Here is a 15,209-nt window from a genome sequence, read left to right as displayed (position 1 = left end):
ACAATTATACATCCAACTAGTGAATTTGTCAATAGAACATGGACAAAGAACACAAAGTACGCATGAAGAAAGGGAACTATCCATTGTGAAAACACATCTTTTTATGGTACTCTAGTAGTATGTTTTTATGAAAGGAACCTTGCACTCCAATGGCTCTCAGATCATTTCAAGCCTACTTAGAAAGTCCGACATCTATTCGTTTGGAAATGGACAAAAAATACGATGTTTCAACGCTTCATTTTACCGTTGAAACCAAAGACACAAAACATGACCTGCTTATTGACCGTTGCATAGAATCCACACAACAAGTCACCTATTTTCTAACCAACACGACAGAGTTGACACTCGAGGAACAATACACGGTATTTGACCAAGACCGAAACGGTGCTGAACTCGGATACGGAGCAATTGTGCGGAGCCAGCTATTTGACCAATATTTTTTCTATGACGGGTCTGATTTAGGAGTACACTATACTACCAAATCAACCAGCTTCAAACTCTGGGCTCCAATCTCTAAGACTGTCTTTTTAGTCATCAACCAGACCCCCTATCCTATGGGGAAAGAGCAAAAGGGAGTTTGGTCACTGGAGATAGAAGGTGACTGGGAAGGGGCACATTACCATTACTTACACCGCGTGAATGGTCACTGGCTGGAAGTACATGATCCGTATGCTCTATCGTCTTGTGCCAATTCTGGCGATAGCATTGTCATCGATCCTAAAAAACTACGTTCAAACCATCGTTCTTACCAAAATCCGCCACTGGCTCAGGCTGTTCTCTATGAAATGAGTGTTCGGGATTTTTCACAACAAAAAGAGGCGGGCTTTCAGGCTCCTGGGCAATTTAAGGGCCTTACTGAGTCTCCAAGTATTGGTACTGAGCAAATTGGCATGGACTACATCAAAAACCTTGGAGTGACCCATATCCAACTCATGCCTGTGTATGATTTTGGAAGTGTAGACGAAACTTATCCACAACTTGTGTATAACTGGGGGTACGATCCTGTCCAATACAATGTCCCAGAAGGCTCCTTCTCCAGCAATCCAGAAGATCCCTATGCCCGTATTGTAGAGTTGCAAACCGCTATCGAGGCCTATCATCAAGCTGGTATCGGCGTCATCATGGATGTTGTCTACAACCATGTTTACAATGCCAATACCTACGCCTTTGAAAAGCTCATTCCAGGCTATTTCTATCGTTTTGATGAAGAAAACGGACAACGACACGACGGAACATTTTGTGGCAATGATGTAGCCAGTGAGCGTTCCATGATTCGTCACTACATCAAGCATTCCCTCAAACAATGGGTTCAACTCTATGGATTTGATGGCTTCCGATTTGATTTGATGGGGATACTGGACCTCCAAACCATGCAGGAAATTTCCAAAGAATTACAGGATCTCTATCCAACCATATACCTATACGGTGAAGGCTGGAAGATGCAGACCGGTCTTCCTCAAGAATCTTTAGCTCATCAATACAATGCCCATGAACTACCACAGATTGCCTTTTTTAATGACGAATACCGTGATACGCTTAAACGTATCCTAGCCTTTCCTGAAACTCTCTTACAAGATGGTTATCAGAAAAAAATGGAAGACTTATTGGTAGGTAGTTACAACCGGCATTTTCTTCAACCAATTCAGTCCATCAACTACATAGAATGCCATGATAACGCCACCTTCTATGACTATTTGCAGATCAAACAACCCAACTGGACTCACCATAACCTCAAAAGAGCGGCTAGCTTTGGACTACAACTCCTTCTCTTATCACAAGGTATCCCTTTTATCCACAGTGGGCAAGAATTTTTCCGTACAAAGGACAATCTAGACAACACCTACAATAGCCCTGATAGCATTAACCAATTGGATTGGTTGCGGGCTAATCATTACAAGGAGCATGTTGCCCATATCAAAGAATGGGTCGCTTTTCGAAAAGAGCACCCTGCCCTATCACTAAGCCAATATAGCGACATTGAATACAGTTGTGATTTTTACTGGTTAACCGATTTTGTACTACGCTACCAAGTCGAAACAACAGAAGAAACCATGCAATTTATCCTCAATTTTTCAACCCATGATTTTCACTTTACAACAGAAGACGGGCAAGAAGTCATCTTTACTTATCCACCGCTTGTGGATAAGTCCAAACAAAACCTGACCCTTGCAGGCCAAAATGTTTGTGCCTTGGTTGAAAAGAAGCTGTAATTTCAGAAGACCAACTGGTCTTCTTTTTTATTTGCATATTTTATTTTGTATTTCTTTTTTCAAAAATCCTTCTTCTTTGCGAATAAGGGGAGTAGGAGGAAATAAATGAAAAAATATTCAACACTTTTATTGTCATCTTCACTGTTATTCGCTAGTCTTAACTCCCCTTCGGTCATATTGGCCCATGAATCCCAGACTCCCCCGCCCCCTATCTCCAGTAATAATGATGTATCTTCGGTAATAGAAACTCAGACTTCGGCAACTACCAGCGAGACAGCAGTCTCCCTTTCATCTTCTTTGAGTGTCACCCAAAACGAGCAAACCCTATCTATCATTTTTCATAGAAATAACCAACAAAAAAATCTCAAAATCCAGTATGCTATCTGGTCTGATGAGAATGGGCAAGATGACCTCAAGTGGTATACTGCTGGAGCACAACAAACAGACATTCCGATTGCAAACTACAAGGCTGGAAGTTATACCCTCCATTCCTACATTTCGGTTGACAATAAAATGGTCTTTCTAGAAGAAGGTCATTTTTCCATTGCCAAGAGTCAACCCAGTCTAACAGCGACGATTAGTACTCCTGGAACAATCCGAATCCTAGCTCAGAATCTCCCATCTGAAACCCAGCGTGTGCAAATTCCTGTGTGGAGCCATGACAAGGGGCAAGATGATCTTGTCTGGTATACAGCCCATAAACAAACTGATGGAAGTTACCTTTTACAGGTCGATTTGAAAAAACACAATTTTTCAACTGGACATTATGCTATCCACCTATATGCTTATGATGGAGTTGGCAAACAGATCCATTTCGCACACAGCGATGTTCTCGTACAAGAAAACCATATCCCAAGTTCGACAGGGCCGTCTATCAGACTTGAAAACCCTCAATTTTCAATTGGAAAGTATCAAATAGCCATTACCGATACCGCTTCCAACAAACCGATTCAATCCGTACAAGTCGCTACTTGGTCAACTGCCAATCAAAGCAACATCAAATGGCGGACAGCTAGCTTACAAAATGGAAAGTATGTCGCAACCATTGATTTTCAAGAGCACCAACAACTAACAGGCCTCTACCAAAACCATGTCTATATTACCTATTCAGATGGCAGTAGAACTAGATACGTTGCCGATACCGCAGACCTTTCCCCCGCACGACTTCCTCTTCAATTCGAAGCAACTGTTGGTTCTATCGGAACACTTACTGCTACCATTAAAAACGTATATGGTACAGAACCTGTCCGATTTGCCGTCTGGTCTGATGAAAGCGGGCAAGATGATTTGAAATGGTATGCGTCCTCTGCTTTTCAAACGAGAGCCTACAAGGCCAACATCCCATTGTCCCAACACACCGGAACGGGCAAATACCACATCCATGCCTACCAAGGAAATACTGGACTCGGAGCTTTTTCAACCACTATTTCAGCTAGTCAAAAACAGCCCATCACACCGAATACCTATCCCATCGGTCAATGTACTTGGGGCGTCAAAGAATTAGCTCCCTGGGTAGGAAATTACTGGGGAAATGCTAACCAGTGGGCAATCAGCGCCCGTGCCAAAGGCTTTAAAACAGGCAACACTCCAGTCGTTGGCGCCATTGCTGTTTGGACATCTGGTTATTATGGGCATGTTGCCGTAGTCACAGAAGTTCAAAGCAACACGCGCATCCGAGTCAAAGAAGCCAATTATGCTGGAAAGCAATACATCAGTGATTTCCGTGGCTGGTTTAATCCTGTTGCTGACGGCGTTACAACCTATATTTATCCGAATTAAAGCAAAAATCCGTTTTACACTAAATTCCGAAAAATCATTCCTAACCTGATAAAAACTCTTGCAAATGTCTTTATAGCAACACTTGCAAGAGTTTTTTTACTTGTCTAAACAAAAGAAAAAGATTGAAGAAACTGTATAAAATAAACTGTTTCTTCAATCTGACCTCAGTTTCACTGAGGTTTTTCTAGATTTCTAATTTTCTTGTTCTTCATCTAACTTTTCCATCAAGGTCATAATTTGATGGCCAATGCGTTCAATATCATTTTGCAGACCACGTAATTCAAAAGTATCGAGCACTGGAAAAGCAAATCGCTCTGCATATTGCTTGGCAGTCAAACAGTATTGGTTATTGAAATTGCGGTTTCCAGATCCAACAATTCCCAAACACTTTTTGAAATTGTCAAAAGAGGCAATAAAATCACCCAAGGGATTGGTCAAAATTTCAACATCACCATTGTCCAAGCCATTTCCACCTTCTAAATAAGTCGGTAAAAAAGCAACAAAGGGTGCGTCCAAGGCATAAAAATCAATCTTTTCTTTTACCAAGTCCTTCACATGAACTTCTTCAACTTGCCAGTCTGTTTGAAACTGAAAATAACTATGCAGACGGCGAACAAAGCTTTGGGTATTGCCACTTAGACTAATGTAAACCAAATAAATTTTTTTCACTTATTTCTCTTTTCTAAGCCGTTTTTGGCGGTACTTGCTTCTAGAAGCAATAAATTCTGGGCTGTGTACCTCATCAATATTGAAAATCGAAACAAAGGCATTTTCATCTAGGGCTTGAACCAAGTCCTTGGCCTCACGGACATCCTGTGGACTCAGCGCCACATACATCACATTCTTTTCCTTGCCAGAAAAAGCCCCTTCGCCTTTTAGATAGGTCACCCCACGACCAAGCTGTCCCATAATTTCCTTAGAAATGACTTCTGCTTGGTCTGAAATAATCATCATCCCCCGTACAGAATACCCACCTTTTTGAATGATATTCACAACTTGCGTATACATAAAGCTCGCAATCAGGGCATACATCATTTTCGGAATCGAAATATAGGTTAAGGATAGAACCATGACAACAATATCAAACCCGAGTAACGCTTGATTGAGTTGAATCCCGAACTTTTTTTCGACCATTCGGGCAACAATATCCGATCCGCCTGTTGTTCCACCATGTCGAAAAATAATCCCACAACCAATCCCTGAAATAATACCTGACACTAGCGCAATCACTAAATCATCATTGGCTAAATCGACGGAAAAAGGAATCCGTTGAAAAATCCAAACAAAGAGATACAGGGAGGCAAAACCATGTAAGGTATACACCATCGATTTTTTCCCAAACATTTTGGCCCCCATAATCACCAAGGGAATGTTGATAAGATAACCCGAATAGGTCGGATTAATCCCAAAGAGATTGTGAAGAATCAAGGTCATGCCTGCAATCCCGCTCGCTGCCACTTGATTGGGCATATAAAAATAGACAAAGGCAACTGCATAAATCGCCGTTCCTAAAGCAATCATCACAAGATTTTTAATATGCGTTTGCTTGTCAATAGACATCTTTTCCTACTTTCTTAATCTATGTCAACAAACCGGCCCATGACATGGACGTTTTCAGAAATGGAGACAAAGGCCTTGGGATCTGTTTTTTGCATGAAGTACTTAAAATCACCATACTCCTCACGGGTAATAATCGCCAATAGGACAGATTTTTTCTCGTGATTATAGGTTCCTTCAGCATCATTGATACAGGTCACACCACGGTGGAGCTTTTTATGAATCATATTACTGACTTTTTCTGGTTGGTTGGTCACAATTAAGGCCTGCATTTTCTTTTGCTTGGTAAAAAGTGCATCTGTTACACGACTGGAGACAAAAATAGTCACCATCGAATACAGCGCATACTGCCAACCAAACAAAATTCCTGCAAATACCATAATCACGCCATTGGCCAGTAATGAGACGCTGCCAACACTTTTTCCAGTCATCTTACGAATGGTCAAACTAATAATGTCTGTACCCCCACTAGATATCCGTGCTTTCAATCCATATCCAATCCCCGTCCCCATAACAAGGCCACCAAAAATAGCATTAATGAGTGGATCCGTAGTCAATGTCACCTGTGGAACAAGCTGGATAAAGACTGAACTCATCGTTACAGTGATAAAGGTAAAAATGGTAAATTTATGACCGATTTTTTTCCAAGCCAAGACCAAAAGTGGTGCATTCAGGGCATAAAAAGCCACTGATACTGGGATACTGTATCCAATCATTCGTTGACTGACCGCAGAAAGAACCTGTGCCAATCCGGTCACCCCACTAGAGTAAACATGACCTGGCTCAAAAAAGAAGTTCACTGCAATAGCTGACATGAGCCCATAGAAGATAGAAGCCGAAAATTTCTCGGCGTATTTCTCTCGAGAAATACTTCTCAGCGTTTTCAACAGGCCAAACCTTTTCGCCCAGCGATTGACCACATAAAGCATCCGTTTTTTAAAAGGTGTTTTTTTAATCATGACTTTCTATTGTTAACGCAAGTTCTTCCAGCTGCTTGTCCGCAACTACACTTGGTGCTTGTGTCATCGGATCCGATGCCTTGTTATTCTTTGGAAAGGCAATGACTTCACGGATGTTGTCCTTGCCAGCTAACAGCATGACCAGACGGTCCAAGCCAATCGCAAGACCACCGTGTGGTGGGAAACCGTAATCCAAAGCTTCTAGGAGGAAGCCAAATTGCTCCGTTGCATCTTCCTTGCTAAAACCAAGAGCTGCAAACATGCGCTCTTGCATATCTCGTTGGTTTATCCGCAAGCTACCACCACCCAGCTCATAACCGTTCAAAACAATGTCATAGGCCACAGCCCGAACATTAGCAAGATTTCCTTCTAATTCGTGAGCAGTCTCTTCTGTTGGCAAGGTAAATGGGTGGTGGGCAGACATGTAGCGGTCTTCTTCTTCAGACCATTCAAACATCGGCCAGTCCACTATCCATAAAAAGTTGAAGAGGCTATTGTCAATCAAGTCTTGTTCTTTAGCGATGCGACTACGAAGAGCCCCCAAGGTATTGTTGGCTACTTCCAACTCGTCAGCCACAAAGAGAACCAAATCATTGTTTTCCAGACCAAGTGCATTCGCTAAGTCCTCTTCAATCGCCGTCAAGAATTTAGCAACTGGTCCAGCTAGACTACCCTCTGTCATTTTGACCCAAGCCAAGCCCTTGGCACCAAATTGTTTGGCAAACTCAGTCAATTTATCTATGTCCTTACGAGAATAGCTGTCTGCTTTGCCTTTGACCACAATGGCTTTGACAGCTGGTGCTTCTGAAAAGACCTTGAAATCAACAGCTTTCACCACTGCTGTCACATCTTGTAAGAGCATCTCAAAACGGGTATCTGGCTTGTCCGAACCGTATTTATTCATAGCATCATCATATGCCATACGAGGGAAAGGAAGGGCCACGTCGATTCCCTTGGTCTCTTTCATGACCTTGGCAATCATGCCCTCAACGATGTCTTGGATTTCTTGCTCATCTAGGAAAGAAGTTTCCAAGTCGACCTGTGTAAATTCTGGCTGACGGTCTCCCCGTAAATCTTCGTCACGGAAACATTTCACGATTTGGTAGTAGCGGTCAAAACCAGCATTCATCAAGAGCTGCTTGGTAATCTGTGGACTTTGTGGCAAGGCATAAAAATGACCTTGGCTAACCCGGCTTGGCACCAGGTAATCACGCGCACCTTCTGGAGTTGACTTGGTCAGCATTGGAGTTTCCACATCGATAAATTCCAATTCATCCAAATAATTGCGGATGCTGTGGGTTACCTTGGCACGCAATTTAAAGTTTTCCAACATCTCTGGACGACGAAGGTCCAAATAGCGGTAACGCAAGCGGTTATCATCACTGACTTCCACACCGTCTTTGATTTCAAATGGGGTCGTCTTGGCTTCGTTTAAAACAGTCAGTTTTTCAACCTTCAACTCCACCGCACCCGTTGGCAAATTGTCATTGGCCTGTTCTCGGGCTTCAACAGTACCCGTTACCGACAAAACGAATTCACTGCGCAACCCCTCAGCAGTTGCGACCACTTCTGCCGGAGCATTTTCTGGATTGATGACCAACTGCATCACCCCTTCGCGGTCCCGCAAATCAATAAAAATCAAACCACCAAGGTCTCGGCGACGGGCCACCCATCCTGTTAACGTTACGGTTTGGCCAATGTGTTCTGGACGAACACGACCTGCATACATACTACGTTTCATTCACAATTCTCCATCATTTTTCTAATCTTCTTCATTATAACAAAAAAGCGAAAAAAACCCTACCGATTGGAAGAGTTTTTTCTATTTGAATCAAACTTAATCAAGCTTTTTAAAACTAACTGTTTCGCTCGTTCCTGCTTGTCCTTCTACTGCCAACTGACGATAGAGTATTTCTGTTTCGCTAACCTGCTCAATCACATACTGAGTGCCTTTTTCATCCTGCAAGGTATAAACATTGTCCTCTACACTCAATTTAGCCTCTTTGGCAAGAACGGAATTCTCTGTTTCAATTGTCCACTTGTCATCTGATTCTGTGATGGTATAGGTCACATCCCAGTCATCACTCTGCCATTTTCCTACCAACCAATCCGTCGGTTGAGCTGATGTAGTGCTAGGAGAAGTTGTTTTTTGACAAGCTCCCAATACACAAACCACCAGAATTCCAAAAATCGCTAGGAATATTTTTTTTGTCGTTTTCATATCGTTTCCTTTTCTATTCTTTACGGCAAGATGTTACCTGCACTCTTGTAAATGTCGTACCACTGTTCTCTCGTGAGGGATACTTCATACGCTTGAGCAATCCGGGCAATCCGTTCTGGATTCATCGAACCAACAATGGTTTGGATCTTAGCTGGCAGACGCATAATCCAAGCGACAACAATGGCTTCGTCTGACACACCGTATTCCTTGGCATATTTGGCAATGGCCTGATTGAGGCCATCGTACTTAGGATTGGTTGCAAAGACCCCGTCTTGCAAACTTACTAAAAATGGTGACCAAGCTTGAATCGTAACTTTCTTGAGCTGGCAATACTCCAGAATCCCACCATCTCGCATGGTCGCTGCATCGTCTTTCATATTGACATGAAAACCGGAGTCCAACATCGGTGTATGAGCTGGAGAAAACTGCAGTTGGTTAACCACCAAGGGATCAGATAAATAGGTCTGCAAGAGTTCCATTTGGTAACGGTTTTGATTACTGACACCAAAGTGGCGTACTTTGCCACTTTCTTTTAAAATGGTAAAGGCTTCTGCGACTTCTTCTGGATCCATAAGGGCATCTGGACGGTGAAGGGCCAAGACATCCAGATAATCAGCCTCTAATCGCTGCAAAATACCATCAACAGAGTTCAAGATATGTTTTTTTGAAAAATCAAACAACCCATCATGAATGCCACATTTAGATTGAAGAATATAGTCTTCCCGTCGAACTCCTAATTCCTTTATCGCTTTTGCAAAACGAATCTCCGATTCTCCTTTGCCATAGATATCCGCATGGTCAAAAAAAGTAATTCCTTTTGTCATCGCCGTGTCTATAACCTGTGCTGCTGCTGCAACCGACAAACTGTCCATCCGCATACAACCTAGGGCAATACGAGATACCTGCAATCCTGTGTTTCCTAATTCTTGGTACATAGCCAACTCCTCATTTTTTCTACTAGTATACCACAAACGGTAACCGTTTTCTAAAAAAAGATCGGCGTCAGCCAATCTTTTCATTAATTAAATCCATAAATACTTTTGGCAATCTTGTAAACGGCATTTGAGATTTTACGACCTGGTAATCCATATAGATTGGTCAATTGCCCCAACAATCCCTTACGAACAATCTTAAAGAGAGCTGGATTGTTCTCCCGAATGTACTGCCACAACTCTTGTTTCTTGGCCATATGTTCACCAGTTCCTCCACGGTTTAAGAGGGCACAAGAGATGATAGTGGTGATTTCCACATGATTGAGCAAGTAGCTGCGCAAATCAGGATTGTCAATTTCATCCAATTTCAAATTATCTACTAAGATTTTATTGACCTTGAGCTGCTGGTCAATCCGTTTGATCATGACATTTTCATTGACTGACTGGTCGTTTCGGCCGATAAAATACCGGTAAAAATCAACTGGCAAATAATACATGGTTTCAACTGCCAAGAGCGGTGTAAAGACAAAGATATTGTCCACATAAAAGGTGTGTTCTGGCAACTCAAGCCCTACTTCACGAAGCATTTCCGTCCGGTAAATGAGCGAATGCATCATCATGTATTGTCCTTTTGAAAAGACACCCACATCCTGCCACTTGAAGATGCGATTTTCAGGAAGAGTCTCCTGGTAGCTCATGCTCTTCTTCCGCGATTGCCCTTCTTTTTCATAGACAAAGTTGGTAATAAAGGCATCAACCGGGGTTTCATTTTTTTCTAGCTCATTGAGGGTTTCTAAAATTTTCAGATAGGCGCGGGCATCCACCCAATCATCACTATCGACGACTTTGAAATACTTTCCCTTGGCTTCATAGATACCAGTATTCACAGCTCCTCCGTGTCCCTTGTTTTCCTGCGAAATAGCTCGAACATTGGGATACTGATTCGCAAGCGACTCCGCTATCTCTTGCGTGCGGTCACTGGATCCATCATTGATAATTAAAATCTCTACCTGATCCCCACCAATAACAAGAGAGTGCACACAATAGTGCAAATAACTTTCTGAATTGTAACTCGGGATTGCAATACTTAATAAGGTCATACTGTCTCCATTTTACAAGTAGAATGCCAACACTGAACTGCTGGCATTCTCATTTCTTTATTTCTCTTATTGTACCATATTTTTAAGAAAGTTGCTTTTGGTACTTTTGTTTGGCACGCAAGGCCTTAAAAAGTTGTCCCAAGCCTTTAAAGAATTTCCCATTGACCATGACCAAAATCGCCGCAACCATGTTTTGGTCCAAGAGATCTCCCGTCATCTTGGCCAGAGCTCTAAATGGCATGTTGTACATAAAGAGGATATTGAGGTCTGGTTTTCCTTTGGCTTCTGCTTTTTTGAGCAAACTATCCAAAATTTTAAAGACCAAACGGGCCAAACCGCTCTTAGCGTATTTCATCTTAGACAATGGGTCGTTGAGACGCAACTCTTGACCAGCAGTCCAGGATTCAACTGGTACAGGACGACCGAGTAGTTTGGCAAATTCCTCATCTGACACAGCACTTACTTTCCCTGAGAAATAAGTTGGCAAGTCCAACATATCCGGGTAAACAGCTGTTGTTCCTTCTTGTTGTAGCTGGGCAGTCAAGCGGATATCTGCACTGCTTGCCCCAACAGACACAATATAGGTTCCTTCTTCGATTTCAAAACGATCTGTCGCCACATTGAAATAACGGAAGGTATACTCATCAAAGGCCATGAAGACTTCCTGAGACTGGCCAGCTTCCAAGTACACTTTTGCAAAACCTTTTAATTCTTTACGGGGACGGTACAAGACACTGTCTTCTTTTCCGATGTACAGCTGCACAATCTCGCTACCGGCTACGGATCCTGTATTTGCAACGGTTAGGCGAATGCCGTTTTTTTCCACCTGCAAGTTGCTGTAAACAAAGCTGGTATAGGAAAGACCAAAACCAAATGGGTATTGAACCGGTTTTTGAACGGTATCAAAGTAACGGTAACCAACGTACAAGCCTTCACGGTAAAGAGCATAGTCGCCCTCTGCTGGGAAATCGCGAGAAGACGGTACGTCTTGCAGGGTTTCTGGATAGGTCTCGCTCAATTTTCCGCTTGGATTGACTCGACCTGTCAAGGCATCTAAAATCGCAAGGGCCCCAGCTTGACCTGTCAGGTAACCATGTAGAACAGCCTTGACATCCTTATCCCAGCTCATGTCTACGACAGAACCCGCCGCCATAACCACCACGATATTGGCATTGGCTTCCACCAACTGAGTCAGAAGAGCCAATTGGTTTTTCGGAAGAGACAAGTGTCTGCGGTCCAGGCCTTCACTTTCGCTAATTTCATCCAATCCCATGTAAAAGAGGACGGTATCTGCTTTTTTAGCCAGCGCTACTGCTTCTAAGGCTAAACCTTCATCTGGTGTATCCACCCGTTGGTAGCCTTGCACGTAGCCAAGAACATTCAAACCATAATCCGATGCATGGTCTACCATATTCGTTAATTTCTTGGTATTGATCAAGGAAGAGCCGGCACCTTGGTAACGAGGATTTTTCGCAAATTCACCAACGATGGCCAATGATTGATCAGCAGCCAATGGCAAAATTCCTTCATCATTTTTCAAGAGAACCAAGCTGTCTGCAGCAGCTTTTCTAGCAATCTCATCTTGGACAGCATAGTCGACTGTTTTCTTTTCTTGTGCGGCCAAATCAAGAACAACCGCTAACAATTCATCCACCCGTTGGTCCAAGATGGTTTCAGACAAGCGACCATCTTTAACCGCATCGATAATTTCTTTTTGTCCAACCGTAGTTGTGCCCGGCATTTCCAAATGGCTACCATTTTGGACACCCAAAGCATGGTCATTGGAGCCACCCCAGTCTGATACAACAAGACCTTCAAATCCCCATTCATCTCGCAAAATATCTTGCAAGAGGCGCTTGTCTTCATTGGCATAGATACCATTGATCTTGTTGTAAGCACTCATGATAGCTTTCGGATTGGCTTCTTTTACAGCCATTTCAAAGCCGGTCAGGTAAATTTCACGAAGGGTTCGTTCATCGACAACGGAATCTGACGCCATCCGACGCAACTCTTGGCTGTTGACCGCAAAATGTTTTGGTGTCGCAGCCACGCCTTGTGTTTGCAGACCTCGGATCATGGCTGCTGCCATTTTTCCTGCCTGATACGGATCTTCTGAAAAGTACTCAAAATTTCGACCACAAAGCGGATTGCGTTTGATGTTGAGTCCAGGCCCCAAGACCATGTGGACACCTAAGCTACTGGCTTCTGCCCCCAATGCTTGGCCAACTTCTTCCACCAAGGCTGGATTCCAGCTATTGGAAAGGGTGGCAGCTGTTGGGAAACAGGTAGCAGGGATAGAGGCATTGAGACCAAGGTGGTCTCCTTCTCCTTCTTGTTTGCGGATACCATGCGGTCCATCTGAAAGGAAGATGGATGGTACTCCTTTTTCAGGATAATCCTTTGTTTCCCAAACGGATTTACCAGCCATAAGGGCTGCTTTTTCTTCTAAAGTTAAACGTGAGATCACTTCTTGATGTTTCATTTCATTTCTCCGTATCTACAATCTGATAAGCCTATCATATCAAAGAAGCAACTAGAATAAAACGCTTTCTTCATAATTTGACGTATTCTTGACATAAATTGTTGAAAAAAGAAAAAGCTGAGAAATCCTCAACTTTATTTCTGTTTTTTTGTTAACACCCACTCATAGATCAAGGCCCCAACTACTGCACAGACCACGACTCCTAAAAGATGGGCTGAAACTGTTCCAAAAGAGGCCGGGATCATGACCTTGTCCACATAGGCCTGGTCTTTTCCTTCTGCCAAGAGCTGCGCTGCGTAGGCTTTTGGCGCAATCCACATGGTTACAATCGGTGCGAGATTTCCCAAAGAAAAGATAGCGTAGGATAGAATGTTACGCTTTCTGTCCTGATAATCACCCGATTTTGCAATCCCCTCTGCTACCAAAGCACACAAAAGATTTGGTACAAAGGACCAAACAAAATGCCCTGAGAAGAAGAAAAAGGCTGACATCATAAGGCCCAAGACCAAAATCGGACCAAACTGCCGGGTCTTTCTCACCAAGGAAAGGTAGACTCCTCCTGCAAAAAGAGCGGCCATGGCAGGGGTATGGGCCATATTGGCTACCTTAAAAAGACCTAGGTCAATGGCTACCGCTAGTCCAACACATAAGAAGTAGACAAGGGCAGACAAGGCAGTTGCTTTGATAATTGATTTTTTCATTTAGTGTATCCTTTTCTATAAATCATTCTTTTCTATTATGACAGGTTGCTTAGCCCTTGTCAAACTTGATAATTTTTCACATTTTCTTCTCCCATTTTACCTGCTTTTTGATATAATGGTAAACAGTACAAAGGAGACCGTATGAAAAAATTACTGTTAGTAATAGGTGGATGGATTAGTCTAGGAATTGGCGTTGCTGGCATTATCTTACCTATCATTCCAACCACACCTTTACTCTTGTTGTCTGGCTACTGTTTTGCCCAAAGTTCAGAAAAATTCGAGGTGTGGCTCAAGCAAACAAAGATTTACCATTTTTATGTAGCCGATTATGCCGAAACCAAGTCCATCAGCAAGAGCCGCAAAAAGAAAATCATCTGGCAAATATACTTACTCATGGCCAGCTCCATCTACTTGGCCCCCATCAAGGCCGTCAAGATTGCTCTCTTTTGCCTAACTATTTTTATTACCTACTACCTCTTTATGGTTATCCCCAATAAAGAAGAATAAAAACAAAAAACCTCCAATGGAGGTTTTCTTTATTTCATAATCACATATTTCATCATTGGGTAGTTAACAGCCACTTGAACGAAAATGTTGACCCAGTTGGCACAGGTCTGTGCCAATCCAAGGCCCATGCCCCATTGTTGAAACAAGGCAGTTGTGTAAGGCGGCAAGACAATGGACAAAATCCCAGCGACGACAACGGTCAAAATATACCAGTGAATGGTTTTGGAAATATCATTTTCTGCCCCAAATACCAATTTGCGTTGGACAATGTAGTTGACAATTTGAGCCGCAACATAGGCTAACAAGAAGGACAAAAATCCGTTCAAACCACCATTTTTGACAGGGTAGTTAAAAATGAACCATTCAAATGGTTGGTTACTGAACGCCTTAAACAAAAAGCTGCTCCCAATCCACAAGACACAAAAATTGGTAATGGTCGCGATGTTTGACAAGACGTTAAATTTAATAAATTCCCATAAATCAGGATGTTTTTCAATCCATTCTTTCATAAGAGCCTCCAGAAATAGTTTTGTTGCTTTTATTTTACCAAGTCCATCAAACAAAGAAAGCGTTTTTACATAATTTGTTCCTTTGTCTGCATAATCTGCCGTTTTAACCGTTAAACGCCATATCAGTTTTTGCTTTACAGGCCTGTCAATTTACTGTCAACATCGTCACTTTCTGTTACAATAAAGAAAATGAAAAATCACCTTGCGTATGGGCTTGCTCATGACCCAAGGTCACATGATAAGATGGATTCA

General features: G+C 42.6%; 13 protein-coding genes. 3 read left to right on the top strand and 10 right to left on the bottom strand.

Features of this window, described 5'->3' with window-relative positions:
- Positions 1–149: 149 nt before the first annotated feature.
- Positions 150–2,210: a type I pullulanase gene (pulA, locus tag ACVR1I_RS10040; protein ID WP_447443889.1), complete on the top strand. Its 2,061-nt coding sequence runs from the start codon at positions 150–152 to the stop codon at positions 2,208–2,210.
- A gap of 105 nt (positions 2,211–2,315) precedes the next feature.
- Entirely contained in the window at positions 2,316–3,989 is a 1,674-nt protein-coding gene (locus tag ACVR1I_RS10035; RefSeq protein ID WP_447443888.1) for a GBS Bsp-like repeat-containing protein, read from the top strand.
- A gap of 192 nt (positions 3,990–4,181) precedes the next feature.
- Here ACVR1I_RS10035 and nrdI read toward each other — a convergent pair whose 3' ends face one another.
- The 9 genes from nrdI to ACVR1I_RS09990 all read right to left on the bottom strand — a co-directional run bounded on the left by nrdI (position 4,182) and on the right by ACVR1I_RS09990 (position 13,941).
- Positions 4,182–4,658 (bottom strand): class Ib ribonucleoside-diphosphate reductase assembly flavoprotein NrdI, encoded by a 477-nt coding sequence (nrdI, locus tag ACVR1I_RS10030; RefSeq protein WP_447443887.1) that lies wholly within the window; start codon positions 4,656–4,658, stop codon positions 4,182–4,184.
- Positions 4,659–5,549: a YitT family protein gene (locus ACVR1I_RS10025; RefSeq protein WP_447443886.1), complete on the bottom strand. Its 891-nt coding sequence runs from the start codon at positions 5,547–5,549 to the stop codon at positions 4,659–4,661.
- Between the two features lie 14 nt (positions 5,550–5,563).
- Positions 5,564–6,505, bottom strand: a complete 942-nt coding sequence (locus ACVR1I_RS10020) for a YitT family protein (protein ID WP_447443885.1) — start codon at positions 6,503–6,505, stop codon at positions 5,564–5,566.
- Positions 6,498–8,246, bottom strand: a complete 1,749-nt coding sequence (gene aspS, locus ACVR1I_RS10015; RefSeq protein ID WP_447443884.1) for an aspartate--tRNA ligase — start codon at positions 8,244–8,246, stop codon at positions 6,498–6,500. The genes ACVR1I_RS10020 and aspS overlap by 8 nt, the downstream gene beginning before the upstream one ends.
- A 96-nt stretch (positions 8,247–8,342) precedes the next feature.
- On the bottom strand, positions 8,343–8,726 hold the full coding sequence (locus tag ACVR1I_RS10010) for a hypothetical protein (protein ID WP_447443883.1): 384 nt from the start codon (positions 8,724–8,726) through the stop codon (positions 8,343–8,345).
- Between the two features lie 20 nt (positions 8,727–8,746).
- Entirely contained in the window at positions 8,747–9,661 is a 915-nt protein-coding gene (locus ACVR1I_RS10005; RefSeq protein WP_447443882.1) for an aldo/keto reductase, read from the bottom strand.
- Positions 9,662–9,744: 83 nt separating this feature from the next.
- Positions 9,745–10,758 carry a glycosyltransferase family 2 protein gene (locus tag ACVR1I_RS10000; RefSeq protein ID WP_447443881.1) on the bottom strand — a complete coding sequence of 338 codons (1,014 nt, stop codon included), beginning with the start codon at positions 10,756–10,758 and terminating at the stop codon, positions 9,745–9,747.
- Positions 10,759–10,840: 82 nt separating this feature from the next.
- On the bottom strand, positions 10,841–13,240 hold the full coding sequence (locus tag ACVR1I_RS09995) for a glycoside hydrolase family 3 C-terminal domain-containing protein (RefSeq protein ID WP_447443880.1): 2,400 nt from the start codon (positions 13,238–13,240) through the stop codon (positions 10,841–10,843).
- Positions 13,241–13,374: 134 nt separating this feature from the next.
- Positions 13,375–13,941, bottom strand: a complete 567-nt coding sequence (locus tag ACVR1I_RS09990) for an MptD family putative ECF transporter S component (protein WP_447443879.1) — start codon at positions 13,939–13,941, stop codon at positions 13,375–13,377.
- 141 nt (positions 13,942–14,082) lie between these two features.
- On the opposite strand from ACVR1I_RS09990, the gene ACVR1I_RS09985 reads away from it, so the two are divergent.
- Positions 14,083–14,448 carry a YbaN family protein gene (locus ACVR1I_RS09985; RefSeq protein WP_447443878.1) on the top strand — a complete coding sequence of 122 codons (366 nt, stop codon included), beginning with the start codon at positions 14,083–14,085 and terminating at the stop codon, positions 14,446–14,448.
- 29 nt (positions 14,449–14,477) lie between these two features.
- Here the strand turns inward: ACVR1I_RS09985 and ACVR1I_RS09980 are convergent, their stop codons facing one another.
- The gene (locus tag ACVR1I_RS09980; RefSeq protein WP_447443877.1) at positions 14,478–14,957 is read right to left on the bottom strand and encodes a GtrA family protein; all 480 of its coding nucleotides are present in this window, start codon (positions 14,955–14,957) and stop codon (positions 14,478–14,480) included.
- Between the last annotated feature and the right edge of the window lie 252 nt (positions 14,958–15,209).

The organism is Streptococcus cameli (genome assembly GCF_053207365.1).
This window is presented reverse-complemented; position numbering and strand designations above follow the sequence as displayed.

What these genes read in the sequence shown, in the direction of transcription:
- pulA (WP_447443889.1), top strand. Translation starts at nt 150, where the DNA reads ATGGCTCTCAGATCATTTCAAGCCTACTTAGAAAGTCCGACATCTATT.
- ACVR1I_RS10035 (WP_447443888.1), top strand. Translation starts at nt 2,316, where the DNA reads ATGAAAAAATATTCAACACTTTTATTGTCATCTTCACTGTTATTCGCT.
- ACVR1I_RS10025 (WP_447443886.1), bottom strand. Translation starts at nt 5,549, where the DNA reads ATGTCTATTGACAAGCAAACGCATATTAAAAATCTTGTGATGATTGCT.
- ACVR1I_RS10020 (WP_447443885.1), bottom strand. Translation starts at nt 6,505, where the DNA reads ATGATTAAAAAAACACCTTTTAAAAAACGGATGCTTTATGTGGTCAAT.
- aspS (WP_447443884.1), bottom strand. Translation starts at nt 8,246, where the DNA reads ATGAAACGTAGTATGTATGCAGGTCGTGTTCGTCCAGAACACATTGGC.
- ACVR1I_RS10010 (WP_447443883.1), bottom strand. Translation starts at nt 8,726, where the DNA reads ATGAAAACGACAAAAAAAATATTCCTAGCGATTTTTGGAATTCTGGTG.
- ACVR1I_RS10005 (WP_447443882.1), bottom strand. Translation starts at nt 9,661, where the DNA reads ATGTACCAAGAATTAGGAAACACAGGATTGCAGGTATCTCGTATTGCC.
- ACVR1I_RS10000 (WP_447443881.1), bottom strand. Translation starts at nt 10,758, where the DNA reads ATGACCTTATTAAGTATTGCAATCCCGAGTTACAATTCAGAAAGTTAT.
- ACVR1I_RS09995 (WP_447443880.1), bottom strand. Translation starts at nt 13,240, where the DNA reads ATGAAACATCAAGAAGTGATCTCACGTTTAACTTTAGAAGAAAAAGCA.
- ACVR1I_RS09990 (WP_447443879.1), bottom strand. Translation starts at nt 13,941, where the DNA reads ATGAAAAAATCAATTATCAAAGCAACTGCCTTGTCTGCCCTTGTCTAC.
- ACVR1I_RS09985 (WP_447443878.1), top strand. Translation starts at nt 14,083, where the DNA reads ATGAAAAAATTACTGTTAGTAATAGGTGGATGGATTAGTCTAGGAATT.
- ACVR1I_RS09980 (WP_447443877.1), bottom strand. Translation starts at nt 14,957, where the DNA reads ATGAAAGAATGGATTGAAAAACATCCTGATTTATGGGAATTTATTAAA.